This window comes from Arthrobacter sp. TS-15, assembly GCF_006964045.1.
Classification (GTDB): domain Bacteria; phylum Actinomycetota; class Actinomycetes; order Actinomycetales; family Micrococcaceae; genus Arthrobacter.
On record NZ_SDXQ01000028.1, the window covers coordinates 92,469 to 117,037 of the forward strand.

Annotated in this window: 22 protein-coding genes and 2 tRNA genes; 18 read left to right on the forward strand and 6 right to left on the reverse strand. The window is 62.7% G+C overall.

Annotated elements, in window-relative coordinates; genetic code table 11:
- Nucleotides 1-240: 240 nt before the first annotated feature.
- The 5 genes from EU811_RS10000 to EU811_RS10025 all read left to right on the forward strand — a co-directional run bounded on the left by EU811_RS10000 (nt 241) and on the right by EU811_RS10025 (nt 5,521).
- Nucleotides 241-2,406, forward strand: a complete 2,166-nt coding sequence (locus tag EU811_RS10000; protein ID WP_142938311.1) for a DEAD/DEAH box helicase — start codon at nt 241-243, stop codon at nt 2,404-2,406.
- A 496-nt stretch (nt 2,407-2,902) separates the two neighbouring features.
- Nucleotides 2,903-2,974 (forward strand) — tRNA-Thr (locus EU811_RS10010).
- Nucleotides 2,975-3,035: 61 nt separating this feature from the next.
- Nucleotides 3,036-3,109, forward strand: a tRNA-Met gene (locus EU811_RS10015).
- A 65-nt stretch (nt 3,110-3,174) separates the two neighbouring features.
- Entirely contained in the window at nt 3,175-3,831 is a 657-nt protein-coding gene (locus EU811_RS10020; protein ID WP_142938312.1) for an NAD(P)-dependent oxidoreductase, read from the forward strand.
- Nucleotides 3,832-3,949: 118 nt separating this feature from the next.
- A complete protein-coding gene (locus tag EU811_RS10025) occupies nt 3,950-5,521 on the forward strand; it encodes a Na+/H+ antiporter (RefSeq protein ID WP_142938313.1) in 1,572 nt (523 codons plus the stop codon).
- Nucleotides 5,522-5,548: 27 nt separating this feature from the next.
- On the opposite strand, the gene EU811_RS10030 is transcribed toward EU811_RS10025, so the two are convergent.
- Nucleotides 5,549-6,772 (reverse strand): ROK family protein, encoded by a 1,224-nt coding sequence (locus EU811_RS10030; protein ID WP_142938314.1) that lies wholly within the window; start codon nt 6,770-6,772, stop codon nt 5,549-5,551.
- 268 nt (nt 6,773-7,040) lie between these two features.
- Here EU811_RS10030 and EU811_RS10035 point away from each other — a divergent pair, with 268 nt between their 5' ends.
- The 5 genes from EU811_RS10035 to EU811_RS10055 all read left to right on the forward strand — a co-directional run bounded on the left by EU811_RS10035 (nt 7,041) and on the right by EU811_RS10055 (nt 12,957).
- Nucleotides 7,041-8,273, forward strand: a complete 1,233-nt coding sequence (locus EU811_RS10035; RefSeq protein ID WP_142938353.1) for an ABC transporter substrate-binding protein — start codon at nt 7,041-7,043, stop codon at nt 8,271-8,273.
- Nucleotides 8,274-8,296: 23 nt separating this feature from the next.
- The gene (locus EU811_RS10040) at nt 8,297-9,241 is read left to right on the forward strand and encodes a carbohydrate ABC transporter permease (RefSeq protein ID WP_142938315.1); all 945 of its coding nucleotides are present in this window, start codon (nt 8,297-8,299) and stop codon (nt 9,239-9,241) included.
- Nucleotides 9,241-10,143 (forward strand): carbohydrate ABC transporter permease, encoded by a 903-nt coding sequence (locus EU811_RS10045; RefSeq protein WP_160147637.1) that lies wholly within the window; start codon nt 9,241-9,243, stop codon nt 10,141-10,143. The genes EU811_RS10040 and EU811_RS10045 overlap by 1 nt, the downstream gene beginning before the upstream one ends.
- 77 nt (nt 10,144-10,220) lie before the next feature.
- Complete coding sequence (locus tag EU811_RS10050; RefSeq protein WP_142938316.1) at nt 10,221-11,975, forward strand: glycoside hydrolase family 13 protein; 1,755 nt, start codon at nt 10,221-10,223, stop codon at nt 11,973-11,975.
- A 22-nt stretch (nt 11,976-11,997) separates the two neighbouring features.
- Nucleotides 11,998-12,957 (forward strand): aldo/keto reductase, encoded by a 960-nt coding sequence (locus tag EU811_RS10055; RefSeq protein ID WP_142938317.1) that lies wholly within the window; start codon nt 11,998-12,000, stop codon nt 12,955-12,957.
- Between the two features lie 97 nt (nt 12,958-13,054).
- Here the strand turns inward: EU811_RS10055 and EU811_RS10060 are convergent, their stop codons facing one another.
- The 4 genes from EU811_RS10060 to EU811_RS10075 are packed head-to-tail and all read right to left on the reverse strand — an operon-like array spanning nt 13,055 to nt 16,877.
- Entirely contained in the window at nt 13,055-13,987 is a 933-nt protein-coding gene (locus EU811_RS10060; protein WP_142938318.1) for a TauD/TfdA dioxygenase family protein, read from the reverse strand.
- 51 nt (nt 13,988-14,038) lie between these two features.
- Nucleotides 14,039-14,959, reverse strand: coding sequence for an ABC transporter permease (locus EU811_RS10065; RefSeq protein ID WP_142938319.1), 921 nt, complete (start codon nt 14,957-14,959; stop codon nt 14,039-14,041).
- Complete coding sequence (locus EU811_RS10070; protein ID WP_142938320.1) at nt 14,959-15,846, reverse strand: ABC transporter ATP-binding protein; 888 nt, start codon at nt 15,844-15,846, stop codon at nt 14,959-14,961. Before EU811_RS10070 ends, EU811_RS10065 begins: the two co-directional genes overlap by 1 nt.
- Nucleotides 15,847-15,848: 2 nt before the next feature.
- Complete coding sequence (locus EU811_RS10075) at nt 15,849-16,877, reverse strand: ABC transporter substrate-binding protein (protein ID WP_142938321.1); 1,029 nt, start codon at nt 16,875-16,877, stop codon at nt 15,849-15,851.
- A gap of 378 nt (nt 16,878-17,255) precedes the next feature.
- Here EU811_RS10075 and EU811_RS10080 point away from each other — a divergent pair, with 378 nt between their 5' ends.
- From EU811_RS10080 to EU811_RS10110, 7 genes are all read left to right on the forward strand, one after another.
- Nucleotides 17,256-18,119: an HpcH/HpaI aldolase/citrate lyase family protein gene (locus tag EU811_RS10080; protein WP_142938322.1), complete on the forward strand. Its 864-nt coding sequence runs from the start codon at nt 17,256-17,258 to the stop codon at nt 18,117-18,119.
- A gap of 19 nt (nt 18,120-18,138) precedes the next feature.
- Entirely contained in the window at nt 18,139-19,059 is a 921-nt protein-coding gene (locus EU811_RS10085; RefSeq protein WP_142938323.1) for a DUF2797 domain-containing protein, read from the forward strand.
- A 120-nt stretch (nt 19,060-19,179) separates the two neighbouring features.
- Nucleotides 19,180-19,404, forward strand: a complete 225-nt coding sequence (locus tag EU811_RS10090; RefSeq protein ID WP_142938324.1) for a DUF3188 domain-containing protein — start codon at nt 19,180-19,182, stop codon at nt 19,402-19,404.
- A 57-nt stretch (nt 19,405-19,461) separates the two neighbouring features.
- The gene (locus tag EU811_RS10095) at nt 19,462-19,911 is read left to right on the forward strand and encodes an FAS1-like dehydratase domain-containing protein (protein WP_024817634.1); all 450 of its coding nucleotides are present in this window, start codon (nt 19,462-19,464) and stop codon (nt 19,909-19,911) included.
- A 2-nt stretch (nt 19,912-19,913) separates the two neighbouring features.
- The gene (locus EU811_RS10100) at nt 19,914-20,351 is read left to right on the forward strand and encodes a MaoC family dehydratase (protein ID WP_142938325.1); all 438 of its coding nucleotides are present in this window, start codon (nt 19,914-19,916) and stop codon (nt 20,349-20,351) included.
- A gap of 41 nt (nt 20,352-20,392) precedes the next feature.
- Entirely contained in the window at nt 20,393-21,703 is a 1,311-nt protein-coding gene (locus tag EU811_RS10105; RefSeq protein ID WP_142938326.1) for an MFS transporter, read from the forward strand.
- A 9-nt stretch (nt 21,704-21,712) separates the two neighbouring features.
- Complete coding sequence (locus EU811_RS10110; protein WP_142938327.1) at nt 21,713-22,780, forward strand: UDP-N-acetylmuramate dehydrogenase; 1,068 nt, start codon at nt 21,713-21,715, stop codon at nt 22,778-22,780.
- A gap of 7 nt (nt 22,781-22,787) precedes the next feature.
- Here EU811_RS10110 and EU811_RS10115 read toward each other — a convergent pair whose 3' ends face one another.
- The gene (locus EU811_RS10115; protein ID WP_062073243.1) at nt 22,788-23,267 is read right to left on the reverse strand and encodes a hypothetical protein; all 480 of its coding nucleotides are present in this window, start codon (nt 23,265-23,267) and stop codon (nt 22,788-22,790) included.
- A gap of 85 nt (nt 23,268-23,352) precedes the next feature.
- Between EU811_RS10115 and EU811_RS10120 the strand changes: the two genes are divergently transcribed.
- The gene (locus tag EU811_RS10120; RefSeq protein WP_142938328.1) at nt 23,353-24,483 is read left to right on the forward strand and encodes a winged helix DNA-binding domain-containing protein; all 1,131 of its coding nucleotides are present in this window, start codon (nt 23,353-23,355) and stop codon (nt 24,481-24,483) included.
- Nucleotides 24,484-24,569 lie beyond the last annotated feature (86 nt).

Here is a 24,569-nt window from a genome sequence, read left to right on the forward strand (position 1 = left end):
TAAGTGTTGGGGCCCGCAAATGTGTGTGGGCATTTTCATAGGGAGAGCCGGCTAAAGAAAACGCTGTACAGACTGCTGGGATAGCAGCCAAGAGATGCAGCGGGAAGTCCTGCCATGGGATTGCGATAGCGCCGGACTTCTTGCGACAAACAGGGCACCTTTCCTGTTTCTCGCGACGAGTAATGCGGCCAAGCCCAACCGGGCCGCGCCGACTGCCCTATGGATGAGGAATTTCCCCCTATGACCGAAAATCTCAACGAAAACTTCGACGCCCAGACCGCCGAGTCCGCTGCTGTAGCTGAGACCTCCGCACCCGCCGAAGCTGAAGCACCGGCTGCTGCCGCTGCCCCCGTCGAGACTCCTGCAGCTGAGACTGCAGCCCCCGCCTTCACCGAAGCTCCTGCCCCCAAGGCAGAGGACGAGGACGAAGAAGGCGTCAAGTTCGTCGATCTTGGCATCGATGGACGCGTCCTGGCCGCCCTGCAGGATGTCGGCTATGAGAAGCCGTCCCCCATCCAGGCAGCCACCATTCCGTTGCTGCTCGAAGGCCGCGACGTCGTAGGCCTCGCCCAGACCGGTACCGGCAAGACCGCGGCATTCGCCGTTCCTGCCCTGTCCCGCCTGGCTGAACTCCACGACCTCAACGGCCCGTCCCGCAAGACCCAGGCGCTTGTCCTGGCTCCGACGCGTGAACTGGCCCTCCAGGTTGCTGAGGCATTCACTTCCTACGCCAAGCACATTGACGATTTCACCGTCCTCCCGGTGTACGGTGGCTCCGCTTACGGCCCACAGCTGGCCGGCCTGCGCCGCGGTGCACAGGTAGTTGTCGGCACCCCCGGCCGCGTGATTGACCACATCGCCAAGGGTTCATTGGACCTCTCCGAGCTCCAGTACCTGGTGCTGGACGAAGCTGACGAGATGCTGCGCATGGGCTTTGCCGATGACGTTGAGCAGATCTTCCAGCAGACCCCTGATACCCGTCAGGTTGCGTTGTTCTCCGCCACCATGCCGGGCCAGATCCGCCGCATGTCCAAGCAGTACCTGAACAACCCGGCTGAGATCTCGGTGAAGTCCAAGACCACCACCGGTGCCAACACCAAGCAGCGCTACCTGCAGGTCATGGGCCCGCACAAGCTGGACGCCCTGACCCGCATCCTCGAAGTTGAAGAGTTCGACGGCGTTATCGCCTTCGTGCGCACCAAGATGGCTACCGAGGACCTCGCCGACAAGTTGAAGTCCCGCGGTTTCCAGGCTGCCGCCATCAACGGCGACATCCCGCAGCAGCAGCGCGAACGCACTGTTGACGCGCTGAAGGAAGGCCGCATTGACATCCTGGTTGCTACCGACGTCGCCGCCCGTGGCCTTGACGTTGAGCGCATCAGCCACGTGATCAACTACGACATCCCTCACGATACCGAGTCCTACGTGCACCGCATCGGCCGCACGGGCCGTGCGGGTCGTTCGGGTGACGCTATCCTCTTCATGACGCCGCGTGAGAAGTACTTGCTGCGTTCCATCGAAAAGGCGACGCGTCAGCCGGTTGAGCAGATGCACCTTCCTACTGCCGAGACTGTGAACACCCTGCGTCTGGGCAAGTTCGCAGAGCGCATTACGGAGACCCTCGCATCCGAAGACGTTGCCGCGTTCCGCGACCTCATCTCCTCCTACGAGGAAGAGCACAACGTTCCGGCCTCTGAGATCGCCGCAGCCCTGGCCGTCATGGCGCAGGGTGGACAGCCTCTGCTGGTGAAGGAACTGCCTGCAGCTCCCGAGTACCAGAAGCGTGAGCGCTCCAAGGATGGCTTCGGCTCACGTGGGCCGACCCGCGCGCTGACCGAGGGCAACGCCACCTACCGTATCTCCGTGGGACGCCGCCAGCGTGTCATGCCGGGTTCGATCGTAGGCGCCATTGCCAACGAAGGCGGCATCTCCTCCGCACAGATCGGCGGCATCGATATCCGCTCGGACCACTCCTTGGTGGAGCTCCCGGCAGACCTGAGCGCCGATCAGTTGCGTGCATTGTCCCGCACCCGCATCGGTGGTGAGCTGATCAACCTCGAGCTGGATAACGGCCGCAGGCCCAACAGCGAGCGCGGCGGCTACTCCGGTGGCGGCGCTGGCGGACGCGGTGGCTACGGCGACCGCGAAAACCGCGGTGGCGGAAACTTCAAGGGTTCCGGCGGCTTCAAGAAGGACTTCCGTAAGTCCGACGGCGAGCGTACCTCCGCTGACCGCGGTGGCCGCTCCTACAGCGACCGCTCCGAGCGGACCGCAGGCAGCTTCGGCGACCGCGATCGCGGCCAGGCCAGCGGATCCCGCTTCGGCGGCCACGGTGATGGTGCACGCAAGCCCCGCAGTGGCGGCGAAGGCGGACACCGCGATTTCAACCGCAAGGGCAAGTGGTAAACACTTTCGCAAGTGGTAAACACTAAGTAGTTCCCGTCAGGGGGTCGGCTATCGAGCCGGCCCCCTGACGTGTTTAACGCTTACCTCCGGGTCCTGGTGGCTGCGCGCCGGTGTGCGGCGGGAATTTCCCATGAGGCGGGTTCCGTGCGGCCGCGGACGCTGCAGCAGCGCAGGAGGCCGCTACGGGGGCCGGACAGCCAGGTCCAGTGGCGCCGCGGGCCACTGAGGTTGTGGTGGAGCAGGGTGACACCATGAACGGGATCGCCGCGCTGTATGGGTGGACCTTGGTTCCCTGATTGCCGCCATCGCGGATACGGTGCCAAATCCGGACCGGATCTACCCTGGACAGGTGCTCCGGTTGCCCTGAAGCTTGCCTGTTTGAAGCCGAAAATAGATCAAGGATTGAGCGTCTTCGCAAATTGTGTCGGCGCTGTCTTTTCGCGTTTTTTCGCCGATTTGTAGCTTCCGAAAACGTCCGGTAGAGTATTTACTCGTTGCCCCCCTAGCTCAGTGGTAGAGCGCGTTCTTGGTAAGAACGAGGTCACCGGATCGATTCCGGTGGGGGGCTCTGGATGAGGGCCTGTGTCAAGGCGGTTTTGACCGGCTTGACACAGGTTTTTCTCATTCGTGGCGGTGTAGCTCAGTTGGTTAGAGCGCACGACTCATAATCGTGAGGTCGGGAGATCGAGCCTCCCCACCGCTACAGAGCAAGACCCCGCAGCTTCTGCCTGCGGGGTCTTTTTTCGTTGAGTGGGACAGAATGGTTTCATGAGCCGAATCGCAATCATTGGTGGCCACGGGAAAGTGGCCCTGCATCTGTCCCGCATTCTTAGTGGCGAAGGTCACGACGTCACATCCTTCATCCGAAATCCCGACCATGTGGCAGATGTCACGGAGACCGGTGCCTCGGCTGAGGTGCTGGATGTGGAGAACTCGACGACGGCGGAACTCGCCCAGGCGCTCAAGGGCCACGATGCCGTGGTCTGGTCGGCAGGAGCCGGTGGAGGGAATCCTGACAGGACCTATGCCGTGGATCGGGACGCAGCCATCAGGTCGATGGACGCCGCCGCAGAGGCGGGGGTTAAACGGTATGTGATGGTTTCTTATATTGGTGCTGCCAAGGACCACGGTGTGCCCGCCGACAACCCGTTCTTTGCCTATGCCGAGGCCAAAGCGGCGGCCGACGATTACCTGCGGGCTACCGAGTTGGACTGGACCGTCCTGGGCCCTGGAACCCTGACCGACGAGCCGGCCACGGGTCAGATCCAGACTGACCCGGAGAACCCCGGTAGCGGCACGGAGACCTCACGGGCCAATGTTGCCTTGGTCACTGCGGCGGTGCTGGAGTTGCCGGGCACCATCCACCGGACCATCGCCTTTAAGGACGGATCCAAGGACGTGGTGGATGCCCTCACGGAGGACTGATCCTGCACTGGAGACGCGGACCACGCACAGGGTGAGCCTGCGCACCGGGATATGTTGGTAGGGACCTTTTTCGGCTTCGCCCGGGGAAGGGCCTTACAACCTCTGGGGAAGCAGGAACATGGATCAGTTGGCGCTCATTGTCGGGTTGCTGCTCGCGACGGTGGTGGCAGTGGGCTTGGGGGACAGGCTTCGGCTTCCGTACCCGGTGTTGATGTTGCTCCTGGCCGTTGGGCTGACCTTCATACCGGGCTTTCCCGAGTTTGAGATTTCGCCGGAACTGATCCTGCCGATCTTCCTTCCGCCCTTGTTGTTCGCGACCGCGCAAAAGAGCTCCTGGGCGGTTTTTCGCGTACGCTGGCGGACACTGCTGCTGTTGGCCGTGGCCCTGGTGGTGGTCTCCACTGCAGTAGTGGCTGGTGCTGCCTGGCTGATGATCCCGGGTATCGGCATTCCGGCGGCAATTGCGCTGGGTGCCATGGTGGCCCCTCCGGACCCCGTTGCGGTGGAATCCGTGGCGGGTCGTGTGCACATGCCGCGACGGCTCATCACTGTCCTCCAGAGCGAAGGACTCTTCAACGACGCCGCGGCAATCGTGATCTTCCAGGCAGCGGTTGCGGCAACCATGTCCGGCAAGGAAGTTGGCCCCCAGGTCATTCCCCAGTTTGTCATTGGCGCCGCACTGGCCGTGGTGATTGGCGTCGCGATGGGTTGGCTGACCAAGTTCATCACTACGTTGGTGACGTCCATGGTTGCCCGCAGTGCCGTGACCCTGGTTGTTCCCTTCGCCGCCTACATCCTCGCGGAGGAGCTGCACGCCTCAGGTGTGGTGGCCGTCGTCGTCACCGCCTTGGAACTGCAGCGCCATACGCGGCCTCAGGATGCCGCCGAACGCATCACGCGGACCGCCTTCTGGGACGTGGTGGAGCTGCTGGCAACCGGGCTGGCTTTTGGGCTGGTGGGGCTGGAAATCCGTCACGTCATCCGCGATGAAGGCACGGCTATCTTTGGCATGATCGGCATGGCGGTGGTGATCTGCGTCCTGGTGTTTGTGGTGCGCTTCCTGTGGTTGGGTCTACTCGCCCTCACCGCTCGAAAACGCCGAAACCTGTTGCAGCCAACCTCGCCCAAGGAAGTGTTGATCCTGACATGGTGCGGCATGCGCGGCCTCGCCACCCTGGCGCTGGCCCTGGCACTCCCCATGACGTTGCCGGACGGCAGCGACTTCCCGGCCCGCCACGAGATCCTGGTGATCGCCTGCGCGGTGCTCCTAGCCACCCTGGTCCTGCCCGGGCTCACGCTGCCGTGGCTCATGCGGGTCCTGGATGCGACCGAGGACGGATCACACGAACAGGACGCCGCGAAGGTCCTGGCTAAGCGTGCACAGTCTGCCGCCGTGGCCGCTCTGAAGGACCACGACCTCATGAAGGAACTCCCGGCCGAGAAGGTGACCTTGGTGAAGGAGAAGATGCGCCGCCTTCACGCTGAGCTGTTGGACGGCACATTGCAGAACGAGTCCGTCGCCGAGAAGCGTAAGCGTGGACGGGAACTCTCCATTGCCGTGCAAACCATCGCCCTGGACGCAGCCCGCCAGGAAGTGGTGGCGGCCCGCAATGAGCCAGGCACCGATCCGGAAGTCGCTGACAGGGTCCTCCGGCAACTGGACCTGCGGACCATGTCCATGCCGGATTAGGATCGACACCGGACGGGGCTCAGCGAATCAACTGGCCGTCACTTGCTGTGACAGTGAGGCCGGGTAAAGATCCAGTGCGTGTTCCTCGACGTAGTCCAGTGCGTGCCGGATTGCGCCGAGGGAGACAATGCCGTCCCCGAGGGGCGAGGTTGCCAGGCGCGGGGGAGTGAAGGTGAACTCTGTCATCTTTTCCTCTATGCCCGGAATCAGTGTGTGGGCCGAGGCCGCCACGGCCCCGGCTATGACCACCAGGTCCGGGTTCACCAACGTACTGACTGAACCGATGACCCGGGCCATGCGTTCGGACAGGCGGTCCAGCACGGTTCGCGCGGCGTTATCGCCCTCTGCTGCGGCTTCGAAGACCATCTCGGCGCTTAGGGATTCGGGATGGCCGCCACAGAGAGTGTGCAGCGAGGTCGTGGCGCTGGCTTCCATGGCTTCGCGGCCCCACCGTGCAGCGTAGTGGGCAATTCCGTAGGTGTCTCCCACGCCTTCCACGGTGTCCAGGTAGCCCAGTTCACCGAAGCCTCCGAGCTGGCCGCGGAGCAGGCGTCCGGATTCAAGGATGCCCGAGCCCAGGCGGTCACCGGCCAACATGACTACGAGGTTGTCCACTCCTTGCGCGGTGCCCTGCCACCGTTCGGCCAAGGCGGCCAGGTTGGCGTCATTTTCCAGGAGGACATGCCAGCCGTGCCGCTCAGCGACGATCCTGCGGACGTCGAAGGACCTCCAGAATTCCTGGACGGTGAGGACTTCGCCGTCGCGGCTGACCGGTGCAGCAACCCCCACGGCGACCGCCAGCACGGAATCCGCAGTGACTCCTGCCTGCTTCAGGGCGTCTGCGGCAATGCGGTCCAGCACGTCGGCGCGTTCATCGGCAGAGAGGTTGAAGGCACGGAAGGGCATGGTGACCCTGGACAGGGATGCCCCTGCCATGTTCGCCACGATTGCCGTGATCTTGGTGGCGCCGATGTCGATGCCGATGACGCTGGCCGCGTCGTCGTCGAACACGAAGCGGCGGGCCGGGCGTCCCTTGACGTAGTCCCCGGTACCCCGCTGGTTCTCCAACTCCCGGAGCCAACCGAGCCGGACCAGTTCATCGCAGATCGATATGACGGTGGCGCGCGAGAGTCCGGTGGAGTCCATCAACTCGGTTCCGGTGAGGACACCGGCGCCGCGCATGGCCTTGAGCATTGCGCTGGCGTTGACCCGGCGTACCAGTTGGGTTGACGGTGCAGTCCCGCTCAGCATGGGGTACTCCAAACTCTTGGGCGTCCATCGGGAGCGATGGAACGATCTCTCTAAATTTAGTACATAAATTTAGATTGTGACGCAATTCCGCCCAAAAGCTTGACCCTGTGGTGCACGTCACTCAGACTAGTGATAGGTCATAAATTTATCTCCTATCTAAACTCGGGCTGGTCAGTAGCGATCTCCCGGGCACGGCGGCCACAGCGGTCCGCACGACGAAAGGACCACGGAGTCTGTGAAACCTACGCGTAAGAAGCGCCTTGCGGCGATGACCCTCGGACTGGCCCTATTGGCCGGTCTCCTCTCCGGTTGCACGGGGGAATCGGGCAAGGAAACCATCCGCTTCACGTTCAGCAAGCGCGAAGCCATTGGCTTCATGACCAAGCTGGTTGCCGACTACAACGCCTCCCAGAACGACACCGAGGTTGTCCTGGACACCTCGGGGGTGGATGTGGTGTCCGCGAGCTTCGTCCGGGGAAATCCGCCGGACATCGCCTTGGCGAACTACAACATGGAAACCTCACGCTTTGTCCAGCGGGGCGCCTTGAGCGATCTCTCCGGTACGGCAGCCGCGTCAAAGATCCGGGAAGATCTCCAGCCGTTGATGGACCAATACGGGACCTATCCGGACCGCACCAGCGCGCTGCCGTACTCGATCATGGCCTCCTCGGTCATCTACAACAAGGAAATCTTCGCGGCCAACAACATCAAGGTGCCCACCACCTGGAGTGAGTTGACCGCAGCATGCGAGCAACTCAAAGCCGCTGGAGTGACGCCGTTCTACGCCACGTGGAAGGACGACTGGACCATCGCCCAGGGCTGGTTCGACTACTCGGTGGGTGGCCAGGTGGACACGCTGGACTTCTTTGACAAGCTTTCCGCCGAAGGCGCCAACGTGGGGCCAAAATCTGCAGTGTCCTTCCAGAAAGACTTTGAAAAGCCTGTTGGCAAGATGCTGGAACTGGCCTCGAAGTACGTCAACAAGGATGCTGCAAGCCGGGCCTACGGCGACGGCAACCTGGCCTTCTCCCAGGGCAAGGCTGCCATGTACCTGCAGGGTCCGTGGGCCTTCAGCGAGATCGCCAAGACGGCCCCTGACCTGAAGCTTGGAACCTTCCCGCTGCCCATGACCGAGAACCCCGAGGACCTGCGCGTGCGCGTCAACGTGGATCTCGCGGCATGGATCCCGGAGGCCTCCAAGCACAAGGAGGCCGCGCAGGACTTTCTCGAGTACCTTTACCGGCCCGAAGTAATCGATGCCTACAACAAATCTCAGCTGGGCTTCACGCCCACCAAGGACTCTGCGAACGTCCCCGACCCCCGGATTGAAGGAATGGTGCGGTACTACGAGCAAGCCCAGGTCTACCAGGGTCCTTCAGTGCTGGTACCAAAAACCATCCCGATCATGAACTACACGCAGGCACTCGTTTTCGGCGCCAGCCCCACCTCCACCCTTAGCACCCTCGACGCAGATTGGGCGCGGCTGGCTTTCCGCCAGTAGCGCTGAAGCAGGGAGTCAACATCATGTCCATCATCACCACCCCCACCACGTCCGGGCAGGACGGCCGGAAGCAGGATTCGGCCAAGCAGGGCCGTCAGCAGCAGGGCAGCAAGCGCCGGGTCGAGCCGATCTTCTACTTTTTCCTCGTCCCCAGCCTCATCCTCTTCACGTTGGCCATCACCGTTCCGGGAATCATCGGCATCTTCTTCAGTTTCACCAACTCGATCGGAATCGGTGACTGGGAATTTGTCGGCCTGACCAACTACATTGCGATTTTCAGCGATCCCGCCATCCTGCAGAGCTACCTGTTCACGTTCGGGTTCTCCATCGTCACCGTGATCGCCGTGAACGTGGTGGCGTTCCTCCTGGCCGTCGGGCTGACCTCACGCATCAGGATGAAATCGGCGCTGCGGACCATTTTCGTCATCCCCATGGTGGTCTCGGGCATCATCATCGCCTATGTCTTCAACTTCCTGTTCTCCAACTCGCTGCCGTCCCTGGGTGCCGCTGCCGGGATTCCCTGGTTGGAGAACAGCTTGCTGGCAAACCCGGACCTCGCCTGGGTAGCCATTGTGTTGGTCACTGCCTGGCAGGCTGTGCCGGGTGCACTGCTGATTTATATCGCAGGACTGGTGGCCGTGCCGGGCGACGTCTATGAAGCTGCGGAGATCGATGGAGCCAGCAAGTTCCAGCAGTTGGTCAAGATCACGCTTCCGTTGGTGTCGGGCTACGTGGTCATCAACATCATCCTGGGATTCAAGGGCTTCCTGAACGCCTACGACATCATTGTTGGCCTGACCAACGGTGGCCCGGGCACGTCCACCCGAAGCATCGCGATGACCGTCATCTCGGGCTTCAACGGCGGCGACTACGCCTACCAGATGGCCAACGCCACGATCTTCTTCGTAGTAGCCATTGTTATCTCTCTCGTACAGCTTTCGCTGACTCGCGGACGGAATGCACTCTGATGACCAATCAAGCCACCCTCGCCATCACCGAGCCCACCACCCAGCCCACCGGAAAGAGCCGGCGCCGGTCCGAGTCCGCCGTCGAACGCGTGAACTGGCCGGCAACCACCATCCTCATCCTGTGCGCGGTCACCGTGCTGCTTCCCCTGTATGTCACGGTCTCCATGGCGTTCAAGACCCAAGGGCAAGCCGTGGACGGCAACGCCTTCTCCTTTCCCGCCCCGTTCAGCATTGAGGGCTTTGTCCAAGCCTGGACCCTGACCAACTTCCCGGTGGGGGCTGCTATGTCTTTGCTGGTGACAGCGGGGACCGTGGTGGCCACCATTGTCCTGGCTGCCTTCGCCTCGTACGCGATCGTGCGCAACTGGGAGCGTCGGCTGTTCAGGTACTCGTTCTTCTACCTTCTGGGAGCAATGTTCATTCCGTTCCCCGTAGTTGCGCTGCCGCAGATTCAGCTCACGGGCCGCCTTGGCTTGGATAATCCGTTTGGCGTCATCCTGCTTGCCACCATGTTCCAGCTGAGCTTCAGCGTCCTGCTCTTCACTGCCTTCCTGCGCTCCATCCCGATGGAACTCGAAGAGAGCGCCAGGATTGACGGCGCAACTACGTGGCAGACTTTCTGGAAGCTGATTTTTCCGTTGCTGGCGCCGATGAGCGCCACCGTGGGCATCTTCGCCTTCCTCTACGCGTGGAATGACTTCATGATGCCCTCGCTCATCATCTCGGACCCGTCCCTCCAGACGCTGCCGGTGCGGCAGAACCTGTTCCAGACCCAATTCAGCAACAACTACCACGTGTCATTCGCGTCGTACCTGATGGCGATGGCTCCGGCGATCATTGCGTACTTGTTCACCCAGCGCTGGGTCATGGCAGGGGTGACCCAGGGTGCGGTCAAGGGCTAAGCACTGTTGACCTTCAACCTCCGGGCGTTTCATACTGGTCCGGGACATAAATTTAGATTCTAAATCAAAGGAGTTTCGTGAGTACTTCCGCCACGCAGGCACACCGTACCGATTCAGACCGCATGGCCGATCCGAACTGGTGGCGTCAGGCAGCCGTTTACCAGATCTACCCGCGCAGCTTCTACGACGCGAACGGTGATGGACTCGGGGACATCAAGGGCATCACGGCCAAGGTCCCGTACTTGAAGGAGTTGGGGATCGACGCCGTCTGGCTGAGCCCGTTCTACCCGTCGGCGCTCGCGGACGGCGGCTACGACGTTGACGACTACCGCAATGTGGACCCCAAGCTGGGCACCCTTGAGGACTTCGATGAGATGGCCGCTGCCCTCCACGCCGCAGGAATCAAGATCGTGGTGGACATCGTTCCCAACCACTCCTCGGACCGGCACGAATGGTTCAAGGAAGCGCTGGCCTCGCCCAAGGGCTCCGCGGCACGCGACCGCTACATCTTCCGCGACGGCCGGGGCGAGAACGGTGAGTTGCCGCCGTCGGACTGGGACTCTGTCTTCGGCGGACCCATCTGGGACCGCATCACTGAACCAGACGGCACTCCCGGCCAGTGGTACCTGCACATCTTCGCCAAGGAGCAGCCGGACTTCAACTGGGAGAACCCGGAGATCCGCGAGGACTTCCTCAAGACGCTGCGCTTCTGGTCGGATCGCGGCGTGGACGGGTTCCGCATCGATGTTGCCCACGGCATGGCCAAGGACCTGTCCGAGCCGCTGCCCATGAAGGCTGACTTGGAAGCCAAGGCACACGGTACGGATGGCTTCACCGATGGCTCCCACCCATTCTGGGACCGTGATGAAGTGCACGAGGTCTACGCCGAGTGGCGCAAGCTCTTCAACGAGTACAACCCGCCGCGCACTGCCGTTGCCGAGGCCTGGGTTCACGAGTCCCGCCGTGCCCGCTACGCCAGCCCTGAGGGACTGGGCCAGGCGTTCAACTTCGACCTGCTTCAGTCCGATTTCGATGCCGCGTCCTTCAAGAAAATCATCACGGACAACCTGGTAGCCGCCAAGGAGTCCGGGGCCTCATCCACGTGGGTTTTCTCCAACCACGACGTCGTCCGCCACGCCACCCGCTACGGTCTGCCCAAGGGGGGTTCCGTGGCGCAAGGAACCAACGCGGCCCAGGACATCACCGGCGGAGAGCCCAAGGGTCAGGACGGCAAGGGCTGGCTGCTGGCCGGCGCGCCGGCAGAAGAGCTCGACGTCGAACTCGGCTTGCGTCGTGCCCGCGCCGCAACGCTCCTGCTGCTCGCCCTTCCCGGTTCTGCCTACCTCTACCAGGGCGAAGAGCTTGGCTTGCGCGAAGTCTCGGAAATTCCCGATTCCGAACGCCAGGACCCGTCCTTCTTCCGTAACCCGGGCGTTGAGATTGGCAGGGATGGTTGCCGCGTGCCCTTGCCGTGGACCGAGGAAGGTTCTTCCTTCGGTTTCGGTGCTGGCAAGGCACACCTCCCGCAGCCGGAGTGGTTCAAGGATTACGCAGTTGCCACCCAAGAGGGAGTGGAAGGCTCCACACTGGAGCTTTACCGGAAGGCACTGAGCCTGCGCAGTGAACTCCAGACTGACGAGGAACTTCAGTGGGTGGAGACCGGCAACCAGGACGTACTGCACTTCAGCCGCCCCGGTGGCTGGCACACGGTCACCAACTTCGGCAGCAAGCCCGTTGAGCTTCCGGAGGGAAGCATCGTGGTAACCAGCGGCCCGCTGGAGGATGGCAAGCTGCCGTCAGACACCACGGCGTGGATTGTCAGCAACGCCTAGGGCCTGCGGACAATACTGAAGTATGACTACTGCGAACGGGCGGGGACGCCTGATCTATGGCTGTATGGGACTCGGTGGTCCGTGGGACGGCACGTCCTACGGGGCGTCGGAGATTGATCAGGCCGCGGCGGTGATCGAAGCCGCGCAGGGAATTGGCATTGGGCTTTTCGACCACGCGGATATCTATCGCAGCGGAAAGTCCGAGGCTGTCTTTGGCGAAGTCCTCGCCCGTTCGCAGGGTCTGCGCGAAAAGATCCAGCTCCAGACTAAGTGCGGGATCCGGCTGGGGGAGCGCGGGTTGGAGACGCATTATGATCTCTCCCGCGAGGCCATCCTTGAACGGGTCAACCAGAGCTTGAAGCGGCTCCAAACGGACTACGTGGACGTGTTGCTCCTGCACCGTCCAGATCCGTTGATGGACCCGCGCGAGGTGGCGGACGCCGTCGGGCAGTTGATGGCCGAAGGCAAGGTGCGGCAGTTAGGCGTGTCAAACATGTCCGGCGCGCAGATCGCCTACCTCCAGGATGAGTTGGAGACGCCCATTGTGGCGAATCAATTGGAAATGAGCCTGCTGCACCGGGACTGGCTGGAGAGCACTGTGCTGGTCAACCATGCAGAGGGGCTTGAGTACAGCTTCCCGCACGGGACTCTTGAACACTGCATGGCCAAGGGTGTTGAACTGCAGGCGTACGGTTCACTGGCCCAGGGGCGCTATACGGGTGCGCAGCCTGAGGAGTTGTCACCGGCCGAGTCGGCAACGGCGGGCATGCTGGAACGGTTGGCGGGGGAGAAGGGCACCACGCCGGAATCGGTGCTGCTGGGTTGGCTGATGAAGCACCCCGCCAGGATCTCGCCAGTTGTGGGCACCACCAACCCTGCGCGCATCAAGGCCTGCGCTGATGCCGCCTCCGTTGCTGCCACCATGACCCGCGCCCAGTGGTACGGCCTGTGGGTGGCAGCGCGTGGGATCAACATCCCCTAACCCCGGTTTTAAACCAACTGAGTCGCAGTTGTGCGCGTTATGACCTCTCTAAACGCGCTTAACTGCGACTCAGTTGGGTGCGGACAGCAACACACAGCTACGAGGCGGGGCTGGCCGGAGCCACCACGGAGTAGGTGCTCGAGTCACCCTGCAAGGCTTGGCTGGGCTTGCCATCGATGCTCACCGGGATGTCCCCGGCAATGGTCACACGGTTGAGTTTGCGCGGCTGGCCATCGTAGTTGTCTGGGGCATAGTGCTGGGTGATGCGGTTGTCGAACAGGACCACTTGGTTGGGCTCCCAATTCACCCGGACCACATTCTCCGGGCGCGTCACGTAAGCCTGCAACAGACGGATGATGTCCTTTGACTCAGTGTTGGACAAGCCCACAATCCGAAGCCGCTGCGCGAAGCCCCCAATGAACAATCCGCGCTCGCCGGTCAACGGGTGGACCCGCACCACAGGGTGGGCGGTTTCGAACTTCAGCCGGGTGAACTCCTTGCGTCGCTCCTCCGCGTTGGAGTGCTCAAGGTTCTTGGGCACCGAGTAGTCGTAGTCGTTGGTGTGAATGGCCCACAGGTTGTCTGCGAAGCTGCGCAACTCCTCGGGCAGGTCCTGATATGCGCCGGCCGAGGACGCGATCAGGGTCTCGCCGCCGTATGCCGGAAGGTCGATGCTGCGCAGCGTGGAGGCCTGCGGCGGGTTGACCACGAAAGTGACGTCCGTGTGCCAGTTGTTGGCCGAGCCGTTCTCGCTGTCCACAGGCAGGACATTCTCTTCGCCGTCCACGGAGGCCACAGTGGGGTGTGCCTTGGTCAGCGGACCGAAATGCGAAGCGAACTTCACCTGGGCTTCGTCTGTGAGGATGTTGGCCTCGCGGAACACCAGTGCCTTGTGCTCGTTCAGTGCTGCCCGGATCTGCGCCACCGTTTCGTGGCTAAGGTCACCGCTGATGTCCAAGCCACGGATTTCGGCGCCGATGCGGGAGCCGAGCTTTGCGAACTCGAGTTTGGTTTCGGTAATGACGGTCATGGTTCTTTCCTTACTTGTTGTGATGGTTGCGGCAAGAGCCGCGGGGTGGGTCTAGGAAGCGGCGGCGCCAACAGCGGTCCGCCAGCGGGAGAAGTGCCGTTCAAGGGCTACCAACAGGAAGTTCACGCCGAGCCCCAGCAAGGAAACCGTGAGGATGCCGGCGTACATGTCCGGGATGAGGAAGCTGCTCTGTGCATTCACGATCAGATAACCCAGGCCGGCCTTGGCTCCCACCATTTCGGCGGCGATCAACACCAGGATGGATGCGGTGCCGGCCATGCGGATGCCCGTGAAAATGGTGGGAACCGCCGAGGGCAGGATGACTTTCTGGAACAGCCGGAAACTGTTGAGCCCCAAAGAACGCGCGGCCCTGATCAACAACGGGTCCACGGTCCTGACGCCGGCAATGGTGTTCAGGAGCACCGGGAAGAACGCAGCGTAGGCCACGATGCTGATCTTGGATTCCTCACCGATACCCAGCAGCAGCGTGAACACCGGAAGCAGAGCCAACGCGGCGGTGTTGCGGAAAAGCTCCAGCAAGGGATTTAGGACCGAGTTCAGCCGCCCGTACCAGGCAATAAGCAGGCCCAGCGAGACACCCGCCACCAGGGCAGCACCGAAACCGGCAACTGAGCGTGTGAGGCTGGCTGCGATGTGGCCCTGGATGGTCCCGGCTTCGAAAAGCTTGCCCCAGGCCACCAGCACTTCGTGCAGCGGCGGGAGGAACACCCTGGTGGACGGGCTGGCCAGGTACGTCGGCCCAAGCTCCCAAAGCGCCAGGAATGCCAGGATCGCGGCGGACTTCCACAGACCCGCCCCCACCGCCCCGGTTACTCGTCGCACCAGGCCAGGTGCCGGCGTCGTACCGTCTGCCGCTGCCGTCGAAGTAGTGGAATGCTCGACGGCGGCACTGGGGTCGGGCGCGAAGCCCGTCTTGGGCGCGGCTTCTGTTTGCGTGAGCGTGGTGGTCATCAGGCGGCACTCCTTTCGGTGATGGTTGCCTGTTCGTCCGGTGCGCTGCCATCAGGCAGGATTTTGCGGTGGCCGGCGTCCTGGGCTCGGCGGACTTCGTCGTGCAGGAGCGTCCATACCTGGTGGCGGTGCTCAACGAAGGCTGGGTGAGAGCGGATGTCCTCATCGCCGTCGCGGTCCGGAATGTTGATGTCCACGATTTCCTTGAGCCGGCCGGGCCTCGCGCTGAGAACAGCCACGCGCTCGCCGAGGTACACGGCTTCATCGATGCCGTGGGTGATGAAGACGATGGTCTTGCCCGTGGCTTTCCAGATCCGGAGGAGTTCGTCCTGCAACTGCTCGCGGGTCTGGGCGTCCAACGCAGCAAACGGTTCATCCATCAGCAGCACATCGGGCTCGTACGCCAGGCTCCGGGCGATGGCCACGCGCTGCTTCATTCCGCCGGAGAGCTCATGCGGGTAGCGGTCCTCAAAACCGGCAAGCCCCACCAAAGCCAGGTATTCCTTTGCTTTGGCAGCCCGTTCACGACGGTTCAGTTTCCTGCCGTCAGGGCCCGCTCCCTCAAGCCCGATGGACACGTTGGCAGAGGCCGTCCGCCACGGGAACAACGCGTACTGCTGGAACACCACAGCGCGGTCCTTGCCCGGACCGGTGACAGCTTTGCCGTCCACCAATACCTCGCCGGAGGTGGGCGTGGAGAGCCCGGCCAGCAGGTCCAGGAGCGTGGTCTTGCCCGAACCGCTGGGACCCACCAAAGTGAGGAACTCGCCGTCACGGACATCCAGGCTCAGCGAATCGATGGCGGTCAGCCGGGTAGCTGCCGTGTCCTTCGTTGCCCGGACCGTGAATTCCTTGGTGACGTTCCGGAGACTGATTTTGGCTGTCATAACTATCCCTTCTTCGCTGCAGCGAGCTCGTTGAACTCGTTCGTGTAGTACTTGGAGGGTGAGAGCTTGTCCTTGACGATCCCGGCTGAGCTGAGCCAAGCCTCCCAACGGGTGAAGTCTTCGTCCGTGATGACCCCGGCGTCCGGAACTCCGGGGCTCTTCCAGAACTTCAGGTTTGCGGTGCTCTCATTGCGTCCACGGCTATCGATGATCTTGGTGAAGCGGGCAATGACTTCGTCACGGGGTGTTTCAGCTGCCCACTTGATGGCTTTGGCAACGCCGGTGGTGAACGTGCGGGTGGTGGTGGGGTTCTTTGCGATGAAGTCGTTGCGGAGCACGATCTGTCCGCCGGCGAAGGTTCCGAACAGCTCCACGTCACTAAACAGTGACCTCAGTCCGCCGGCCTCAATGGCCCGGTCCTGCAGCACACCGCCCAGCGTTCCGGCGTCCACTTGTCCCCGGCGAATGGCTTCCTCAGTATCGTTCGGCGCCAACGGGACCAACTGAACCTGCTTGATGTCGTCCTGACTGAGTCCGTTCTTGGTCAGCCAGGTGTTGATGACGGCTTCGTGGTGTGCGCCCAGAGTATTGACAGCGACCTTCTTGCCGATCAGGTCACGGGGTTCCTTGATGGTGCTATCGGCCTTGACGTAGTAACCGCTGAAGGTCTTCTCGTCGGAGCCGTAGTAGTTGGTCACTGCCTTGACGGGAGCGCCGGCTTCGATCAGCTTGACCACCGCTCCGGAGAACGCGCCGCCAAAGTCGGTCTGGTTGGTCGCAGCGGACTGGATGTCCTGCGGGCCGCTGGTGGTGTTTCCCACCCAGTTCAATTTCAGGTCCCCGAGGTAGCCCAGGTCGGCAGCGAGTTCAGGAAAGGTGACGTTGTTAGCGGAGCCTTGATACCGAAGTTCCTTCACTTCGTTACCGGCTGGCGCGCCAGGTCCGGCTTCGGCTGCACCGCCGCAGCCGGACACCGTCAGCGCAAGTACGACGGCGGCCGCGACGCTCAGCAGGGGCAGGTGCAGTTTCATGGGAGCTACTTTCGATGGATTGGGATGTGTTGGGTGGCCGGCTGATGCATGAGTTTGCAAACCCGTGCAACGGCTTGGAAACGATGTAAACCCATCCCGACGCCGGGTGGGAAGTGCCGCGGTAACGCCCGGAAACGCTGCGAAACAGCCCGAAACGGAAGGAAATCCGGGGCCATTCCCGGCAACTCTGGGACACAAAGACGCCGTGTTGAGCCCTATGAACAACAGCGACAGGCGGGCCGGATATGACTGGCCGGTACCGGCGTCGGGCGTTCATACTGCCGGACCCCACAGTCATATGGGGTTTAGTTCGTATTGATCCTCACAAGCGGGCGGAATTCTTCGCTGTGCAGGGCGCTGGCCGGATACGGTAGATACATGACGTCTAGCATCGCCGCCGAATCAGTTCGGCCTACCCGCAATATTCCCGCCGACATCGCCCGTTCATGGCTCCTTGTGAATGCCATGAAAACGGAGCTTTTTGACGAATCTGCGGGTTCACGGGCAGACGCGATCATCCTTGACATCGAAGACGCAGTTGACCCTTCGCAGAAGGACATGGCCCGAGAGAACGTAGTCAACTGGCTGACCGCCGGTGGCAAGGCCTGGGTCCGCATCAATGACGCAACCAGCAAGTTCTGGGCCGATGACCTCGCCGGCCTGCGCGGCACCCCCGGCCTGCTCGGCGTGATGCTGGCAAAGACCGAGTCCTCAGACCAGGTCACCGAGAGCTTCCACCGCATGGATGGCAAGACCCCCGTCATCGCGCTGGTTGAGTCAGCCCTTGGCATCGAGGAAGCCAACCACATTGCCCGCGCGCAGGGTGCTTTCCGCCTGGCGTTCGGCTCCGGCGACTTCCGCCGCGACACCGGCATGGCAGCTACCCCGGAGGCCATGGCGTACCCGCGTGCAAAGCTCGTTGTCGCCAGCCGCGTAGGTAACCTGCCGGGCCCCATCGACGGTCCCACCGTCGGTACCAACCACCCCATCTTGCGTGAGCAGACCGGCATCACAGTGACCATGGGCATGACCGGCAAGCTTTGCCTGGCCATCGACCAGACCACTGTGATCAACGAGGTCATCAGCCCCACGCCGTCGGACGTCGCCTGGGCCACGGACTTCATGAACGACTTTGAGGCCAACGGCCGTGTCATCCGCGATGGCTCCGACCTCCCGCGTCTGGGCCGCGCCGAAAAGATCATGAAGCTCGCAGTGGCCTTCGGAGTCCAGCCTTCCCTGTAAGCGTGCTGGTCAGGTAAAGATGCTGGTCCACGGAGTCGCGTGGGATTCGTCGTCCCCTTCGCTGCGTATCTTCACGCCGGACGAGGAGTTCGTTGATATGGCGTTGGCCCGGGGTTCAGCCCTGGGCCTGCGCGTTCTCCCGGGTTTGTGGTGCCTTGGGCACACGAAGGTCCACGGCCCGGGGGACCGCACCCATGTTCCGTGCCGCAGCGGTTCCCCAGCCGAGCGTGGAAAGCAATGCGGGGCCTGCTTTGCGCGGGACGACTCCCGCCTGATGCACGACTTCCACCGCGGAACATCCGTTCCCACCGGCCTCCGTGCTTACCTGATGCAGCCTCATTGGCTCTATGTGGCCACGTTCGCGAACGGTGCCACCAAAGTGGGGACTGCCTCTGCGCCCCGAAAATGGAACCGGCTTGCTGAGCAGGGAGCTGTGCACGCTTCCTATGTGGCACACGCTGAAGACGGACGCGTTGTTCGCGTTCTCGAGGACCTCGTGACCCGCGAACTCGGCCTCGTCCAGCAAGTCCGCTCCGCGGCCAAGGTGGCGGGCCTCGTGGAGCCGCGTGCCGCCGTCGAGCTTTCAACCGTGAACCGTCAGCACGCGGGCAGGGTGCGTGAGTTGCTGGGCGGGCTGGCCATGACAGGCTACGCCGTTGTGGAGGAAGAGTGGGGGCGGCCGGCATTGGCCGACGCGTTGTGCACCGCCCGCGCCCAGGGCGGCTTGCGGCACCCCTACCCGGCAACGTTCGACGGCGGCGGGCACGGTTTGCGGATTCATTCAGTGTCAGGGGCGATCGCCTTGGCGGCCCTGCCCGACGCAGCGGGGACCGAGGTGGAGGGCAGTTTTGTGGCGGACCTGGGTGCGTTGAAAGGCCGCAAGATCGAGTTCGGCCCCCACACCACGGAAATCCCGGCCCTGCAGGACTCCCTCTTCTAGCGTTCCCTCCCGGCAACGACCCTCGAGTTGCGAGGCCCGCTTTGCAGGGTATTTCGGGTTCCAAGGGTGCAGAGTAGGCCTCGCAACACCCGGCCACAACACACCAAGTAGACTTGGACGGTGCTGGAACAATTTTGGGCCACGGCCTCCACATCGTACAAAGTGCTGGTTTTCGGTGCCATGGGACTGATCGCCGTCGGGCTCGTCCTGTCCATTGTGGGGAACACGTCAGGGAACCAAGGCCTGGCCATCGCTTCGTTGCCCATCATTGGCGTTGGCCTGCTGCTCCATGTCACTGGACTGGTGGTTCGGGGACAGAAGATCCGTAAGAGCTACAAGAAGTAACGTCTTCACCTCGCCAACGCGCTGCGTCCGGGCTCCCGGGGCCGATAGGGTTGGAGCATGAGTATCAATCCGGACTTGCAGGGCCGAAGCTACCCTGCCGCAGAGGTATACGACGTCGGCCGTGAAAAGATCCGCGAGTTCGCCAAGGCTGTGAAAGCCAGCAACCCCGCGCATTTTGATGTTGAGGCAGCCAAAGCCTTGGGCCACAGCGACCTCGTTGCACCGCCAACGTTTGCCATCATCGTCGCCCAGCGTGCTGACGCCCAGCTGGTCCAGGATCCCGAGTCGGGCATCGATTTCTCCCGCGTGGTCCACGCAGATCAGCGTTTCACGCACCACCGCGCCATTGTTGCCGGTGACCGCCTCGTGGCCGAACTGCACGTTGACGGTGTCCGGGCCATGGGCGGGGGAGCCATGATCACCACCCGCTCCGAGATTTCCACCGAAGCCGGCGAGAAGGTCGCCACCACAACCTCGTCCATCCTGGTCCGCGGAGAGGGACAGTAACCATGAGCCCTACATTCGAAGAACTGACGGTCGGCCAGGAAATCGGTACCCGCAGCATTGACGTCACCCGTCAGGACCTGGTGAAGTACGCTGGAGCATCGGGCGACTTCAACCCGATCCACTGGAACGAATCTTTCGCCACCTCCGTGGAACTGCCGGGCGTCATCGCCCACGGCATGTTCACCATGGGCGCCGCAGTGCAGCTGGTGAGCGACTGGGCCGGGGACCCTGCCGCCGTCGTCGATTACCAGACCCGCTTCACCAAGCCCGTCCTTGTTACCGATACCACTGGCACCGATGAGGCCGGCGCTGTCATTGACGTGACCGGTGTTGTGGGAGCGCTCGACGCCGATGCCCGCACCGTGCGCGTCGACCTCACCGTCGTTGCGGGTGGACAGAAGGTCCTCATGAAATCGCAGGCGGTTGTGAAGGTCTCTTGAACCTAACGAACACCACTCAACGGCGCGCCACTCCGACTGACATGTCGCGGTGGCGCGCCGCTGTTCTTGCTTCCTACGCGGCCAGCGGCATCGCCTTCGCCACGTGGGTTTCCCGGCTTCCCGCCATTCGCGACGGACTGAATCTCACGCCGGGTGGCATCGGCCTTTTGCTGATGTGCATGACAGTGGCGTCCTTCATTTCGATCTCGGCTTCGGGCCTGATTGTACTGCGGCTCGGTCCTCAGCTGACCACGAGGATCGGCAGCAGCATGGTGGGGGCGGGCCTTGTCACTGTGGGTGTTGGAACCTCCTTGGCGGCCAACCCCTTGGTGGTGGCGGCAGGCTTGATCATCCTGGGCCTGGGTACGGCCAGTTGGAATACCGCATCCAACGTGGAAGGGGCCTCGCTCGAACGCGAATTGGAGCGGCACATCATGCCGCATTTGCACGGTTCCTTCAGCCTCGGAACGGTAGCCGCTGCGGGCTTCGGCGCCTGGGCGGCCGCCATCCACATGCCGGTGTTCTGGCATTTTTTAATCTCCGGCGTAGTAGTGACGGCGTCTGTGGTCACCGCTACCTTTTGGTTCCGCGCCGAAAAGACCGCTGCAGTGACAAAGACCTACCACCCTGAAGAGACCGATACTTTCCAGGACCCCTCAACTGGCCCGCTGCCCATCATCTCCGGCGAGCCGGACGGCGCCCAGCCGGACGGCGCTCAGCCGGATGCCCGTAAGACTGCCGTCCCGCTGGACAACAAGCGGCTCGTGGCTTTGGCATGGCGTGATCGTCGGACTCTACTGATCGGTGTCCTGGTCCTTGGCCTGGCATTGGCCGAAGGAGCCGCGGGGGACTGGGTGGCCCTGGCACTTGCCGACGGTTATGGGCAGTCCGATGCCGCTGGCGCTGTGGGTTATGGGCTCTTTGTGACGTTCATGACCATTGGCCGTTTCGCGGGAACGGTCATCCTGGACCGTTTCGGGCGGGTGGTGGTGATGCGCTGGTGCTCGGCAACCGCCGTCGTGGGTCTTTCACTCTTTGTGTTTTCTCCGGTTCCGTGGCTCGCGTTCGTGGCGTTGGCGGTGTGGGGTCTGGGCGCTTCGCTCGGGTTCCCGGTGGGTATGTCCGCCGCCGCCGATGATCCAGTGCACGCGGCGGCCCGTGTATCGGTAGTTTCCACCATTGGTTACGGTGCCTTCCTGTGTGGCCCTCCGCTCCTGGGGTTGCTGGCTGAACATTTCGGCATCCTGCATTCGCTGCTGGCACCCCTGGTTCTGCTGGTGGTCAGTTTCTTCCTGGCACCCCTGGCTGGCCGCAAGGCGGCGGAGTCGGCGCAGCCCAACGAAGCCCGTTAGGCTTGATTGGTGACCCAAACGCTGCTTTCTGAACTGACCACTGCTGCCGTTGGCGGCCCCGCGGGCAACTACGTTGAGGCCCGCACCGAGGCGGAGATCATCGACGCCGTCCGGTCGGCCGACGCTGCAGGTGACAAAATCCTGATCATTGGCGGTGGCTCCAATCTGCTGGTCTCCGACGACGGCTACCCCGGAACTGTCCTGAAGATCGCCTCCGAGGGCTTCACCGTGAACTCCGAGGACAGCTGTGGCGGAGTGTCTGTGGTGGTTCAGGCGGGCCATAACTGGGACGCGCTGGTGGAATACTCCGTCCTGCACGCATGGTCCGGCTTGGAGGCGTTGTCCGGGATTCCAGGTGCCACTGGTGCCACTCCTGTGCAGAACGTTGGAGCCTATGGAGCGGACGTTTCACAAACCATTGCGGCCGTTCGGACGTGGGACCGTGAGCGCAACGCAGTGCAGACGTTCACCAACTCGGAGCTCAAGTTCGGGTACCGCGACTCCATCTTGAAACAGACCACCGTTGAGGGCTCGCCCCGCTACGTTGTGCTGACCGTGGAGTTCCAATTGCCGTTGGGGCGGATGAGTGCGCCAATCCGTTACGCCGAGCTGGCCCGCGTGCTGGGTGTGGAGGCAGGGAAACGCGCCTACTCAAACGATGTCCGCCGGGAAGTCCTCCGGCTCCGCGCGTCCAAGGGAATGGTCTTGGACGCAGCAGACCGCGACACCTATTCCACGGGCTCATTTTTCACCAACCCGATTGTGCCTGCGGATCTTGCCTCGACTTTGCCGGACAACGCGCCCAAATACCCGGCAGGGGATGACGGACTGGTGAAGCTTTCCGCTGCCTGGTTGATTGATCAGGCAGGATTCGGCAAGGGCTTCGGACTGGAGGATTCCAGTGTCTCCGGCGGACGGGCCTCCCTTTCCACCAAACACACTCTTGCCATCACCAACAGGGGCTCAGCCACGGCCGCGGACATGGTGGCCATCGCGCGTGAGGTGCGTTCCGGCGTCGTCGAGCGTTTTGGTATTGAACTGCACCCGGAGCCCTTGCTGATCGGCGTTAGCCTCTAGCTAAAACTCAGCGCGTGCGCCGTTCCGCGATCGGAAGCACCTTGTTGAGCAGCAGGAACGTCAGTCCGCAGCTGACCGCTCCCAGCAGGAAGATCTGGCTGAACGCGATACTTTGCGGTGAGGGTCCGCTGGGCATGAACAGCCCGGCCGTGGCGAAGCCGACCAAGCCCAGGAGAAGGACGATCGCTCCGAGAAGGAAACTGCGGACCTGCGCCGCGGCGGCCGGGTAGAACCAGGGCTCGGGGGCGTCGTCGTCCCGGTCGGCAACTGGCTGGGTGGCGGCAGCGGTCCCAATGAGAACCGCAGCAGCTGCAGTTGCTACCAAACTCACTGTCTGGATTGCCTGCATCGCGGGGGAGAGACTCACACCGGTCCCTACCGCCACTATCAGTCCGGCGGCGAGCCCGGCGAGCGTGCAGAACCAGCCGGCGGTAGCCAACCACCGGCTCATCGGCCGCACGAACGGAGCAAGATCACCAAAAAGCATGAATCCATCCTAGGATCCGCTGCTGGGTGACGGCTGGGAGGCACGGCAAGGTTCCCTGTGCTGGATGGTCCTCTTAGGATGAAGCATGCCTGCCGAGAGAACCAACCCCACTCCGCGCGTCATGGGCCGTTTGCGGCTCGTCAGTCAAGGCCTGTTGGGCGGTGGCTTTCCAACGGTCCCGGAGGCGGTCCGGTGGATGACGTGCATGCAGGCGCAGGACTTGGGTTCAGCACTGTGGGCGGTGGGGCAGCGGGTACCTGGAACGACGGCGTCAGACGTTCGGGCTGCCCTCGACGCCGGGACGGTGGTCCGTTCATGGCCTATGCGCGGCACGCTGCATTTACTGGCACCGGAAGATCTCCGCTGGATTCTGAAAATCACGAGTGACCGGCTGATGAACTCGTTGGCGGGCCGACACCGTGAACTCAACATCACGTCCCATGACATCAGCCACTGCAGGGACATCGCTTTCAAAACCGCGGAGGTTCTCAAGGCCGGTGGTGCCCAGGGAGCAAGCCGCGAGCAGCTGTTCCAGGCTTTCGAGGATGCCGGTCAGATCACCAAGGCCCAGCGAGGCATTCATCTGTTGGGCAGTCTCTGCCAGCTCGCGTGGCTGGTGCAAGGACCCATGGCCGGAACCAACGGCAAAGTGGGCGTGCAGCAGCTATTTGTGCCCTTCGAGGAGTGGATTCCGGACTCGCGGGAGCTGGGACGTGCAGATGGGATTGCTGAGCTCCTGCTCCGCTATGTAAGGAGCCACGGCCCTGCCAGCATCAAGGATTTTGCGTGGTGGAGCCAAATTCCGCTCACCGAGGCCCGGGCCGCCCTCTACGAGGTGCAGGACCGCCTGGTTGAACTTGAGTTTGGGGGCAGTAGCTATTGGCTCTCACCGGAGACTGCGGCAATGCTCGACGACGGCGTCCCCGGCTCGCGCTCGTTGCTGGCGCTCCCGGGGTTCGACGAGTTCCTGCTCGGCTACCAGGACCGGAGCCTGGTGCTGGCTCCTGAACACGCGGAGTTGGTGGTGCCGGGAAAGAACGGAGTTTTCAAACGGATTATGGTGTCCGGCGGAGAAGTGGTGGGTACGTGGGCCAGGACCGTGAATGGCAAGACCATAGGTGTCACGCCGGAACCGTTTGCGGGGGTACTGGGTACAGCCGCTGAGCGTTCCTTCCACGCCCAGGGCCGTGCGTACCTGAAGTTCATGGCAGGGTGAGCCCTCTGGCCTGCTGAGCCCTAATACGTCGAAAACCCGCTGTTCCGTTGCCGGGCAGCAACGGAACAGCGGGTTAGGGACGTGCT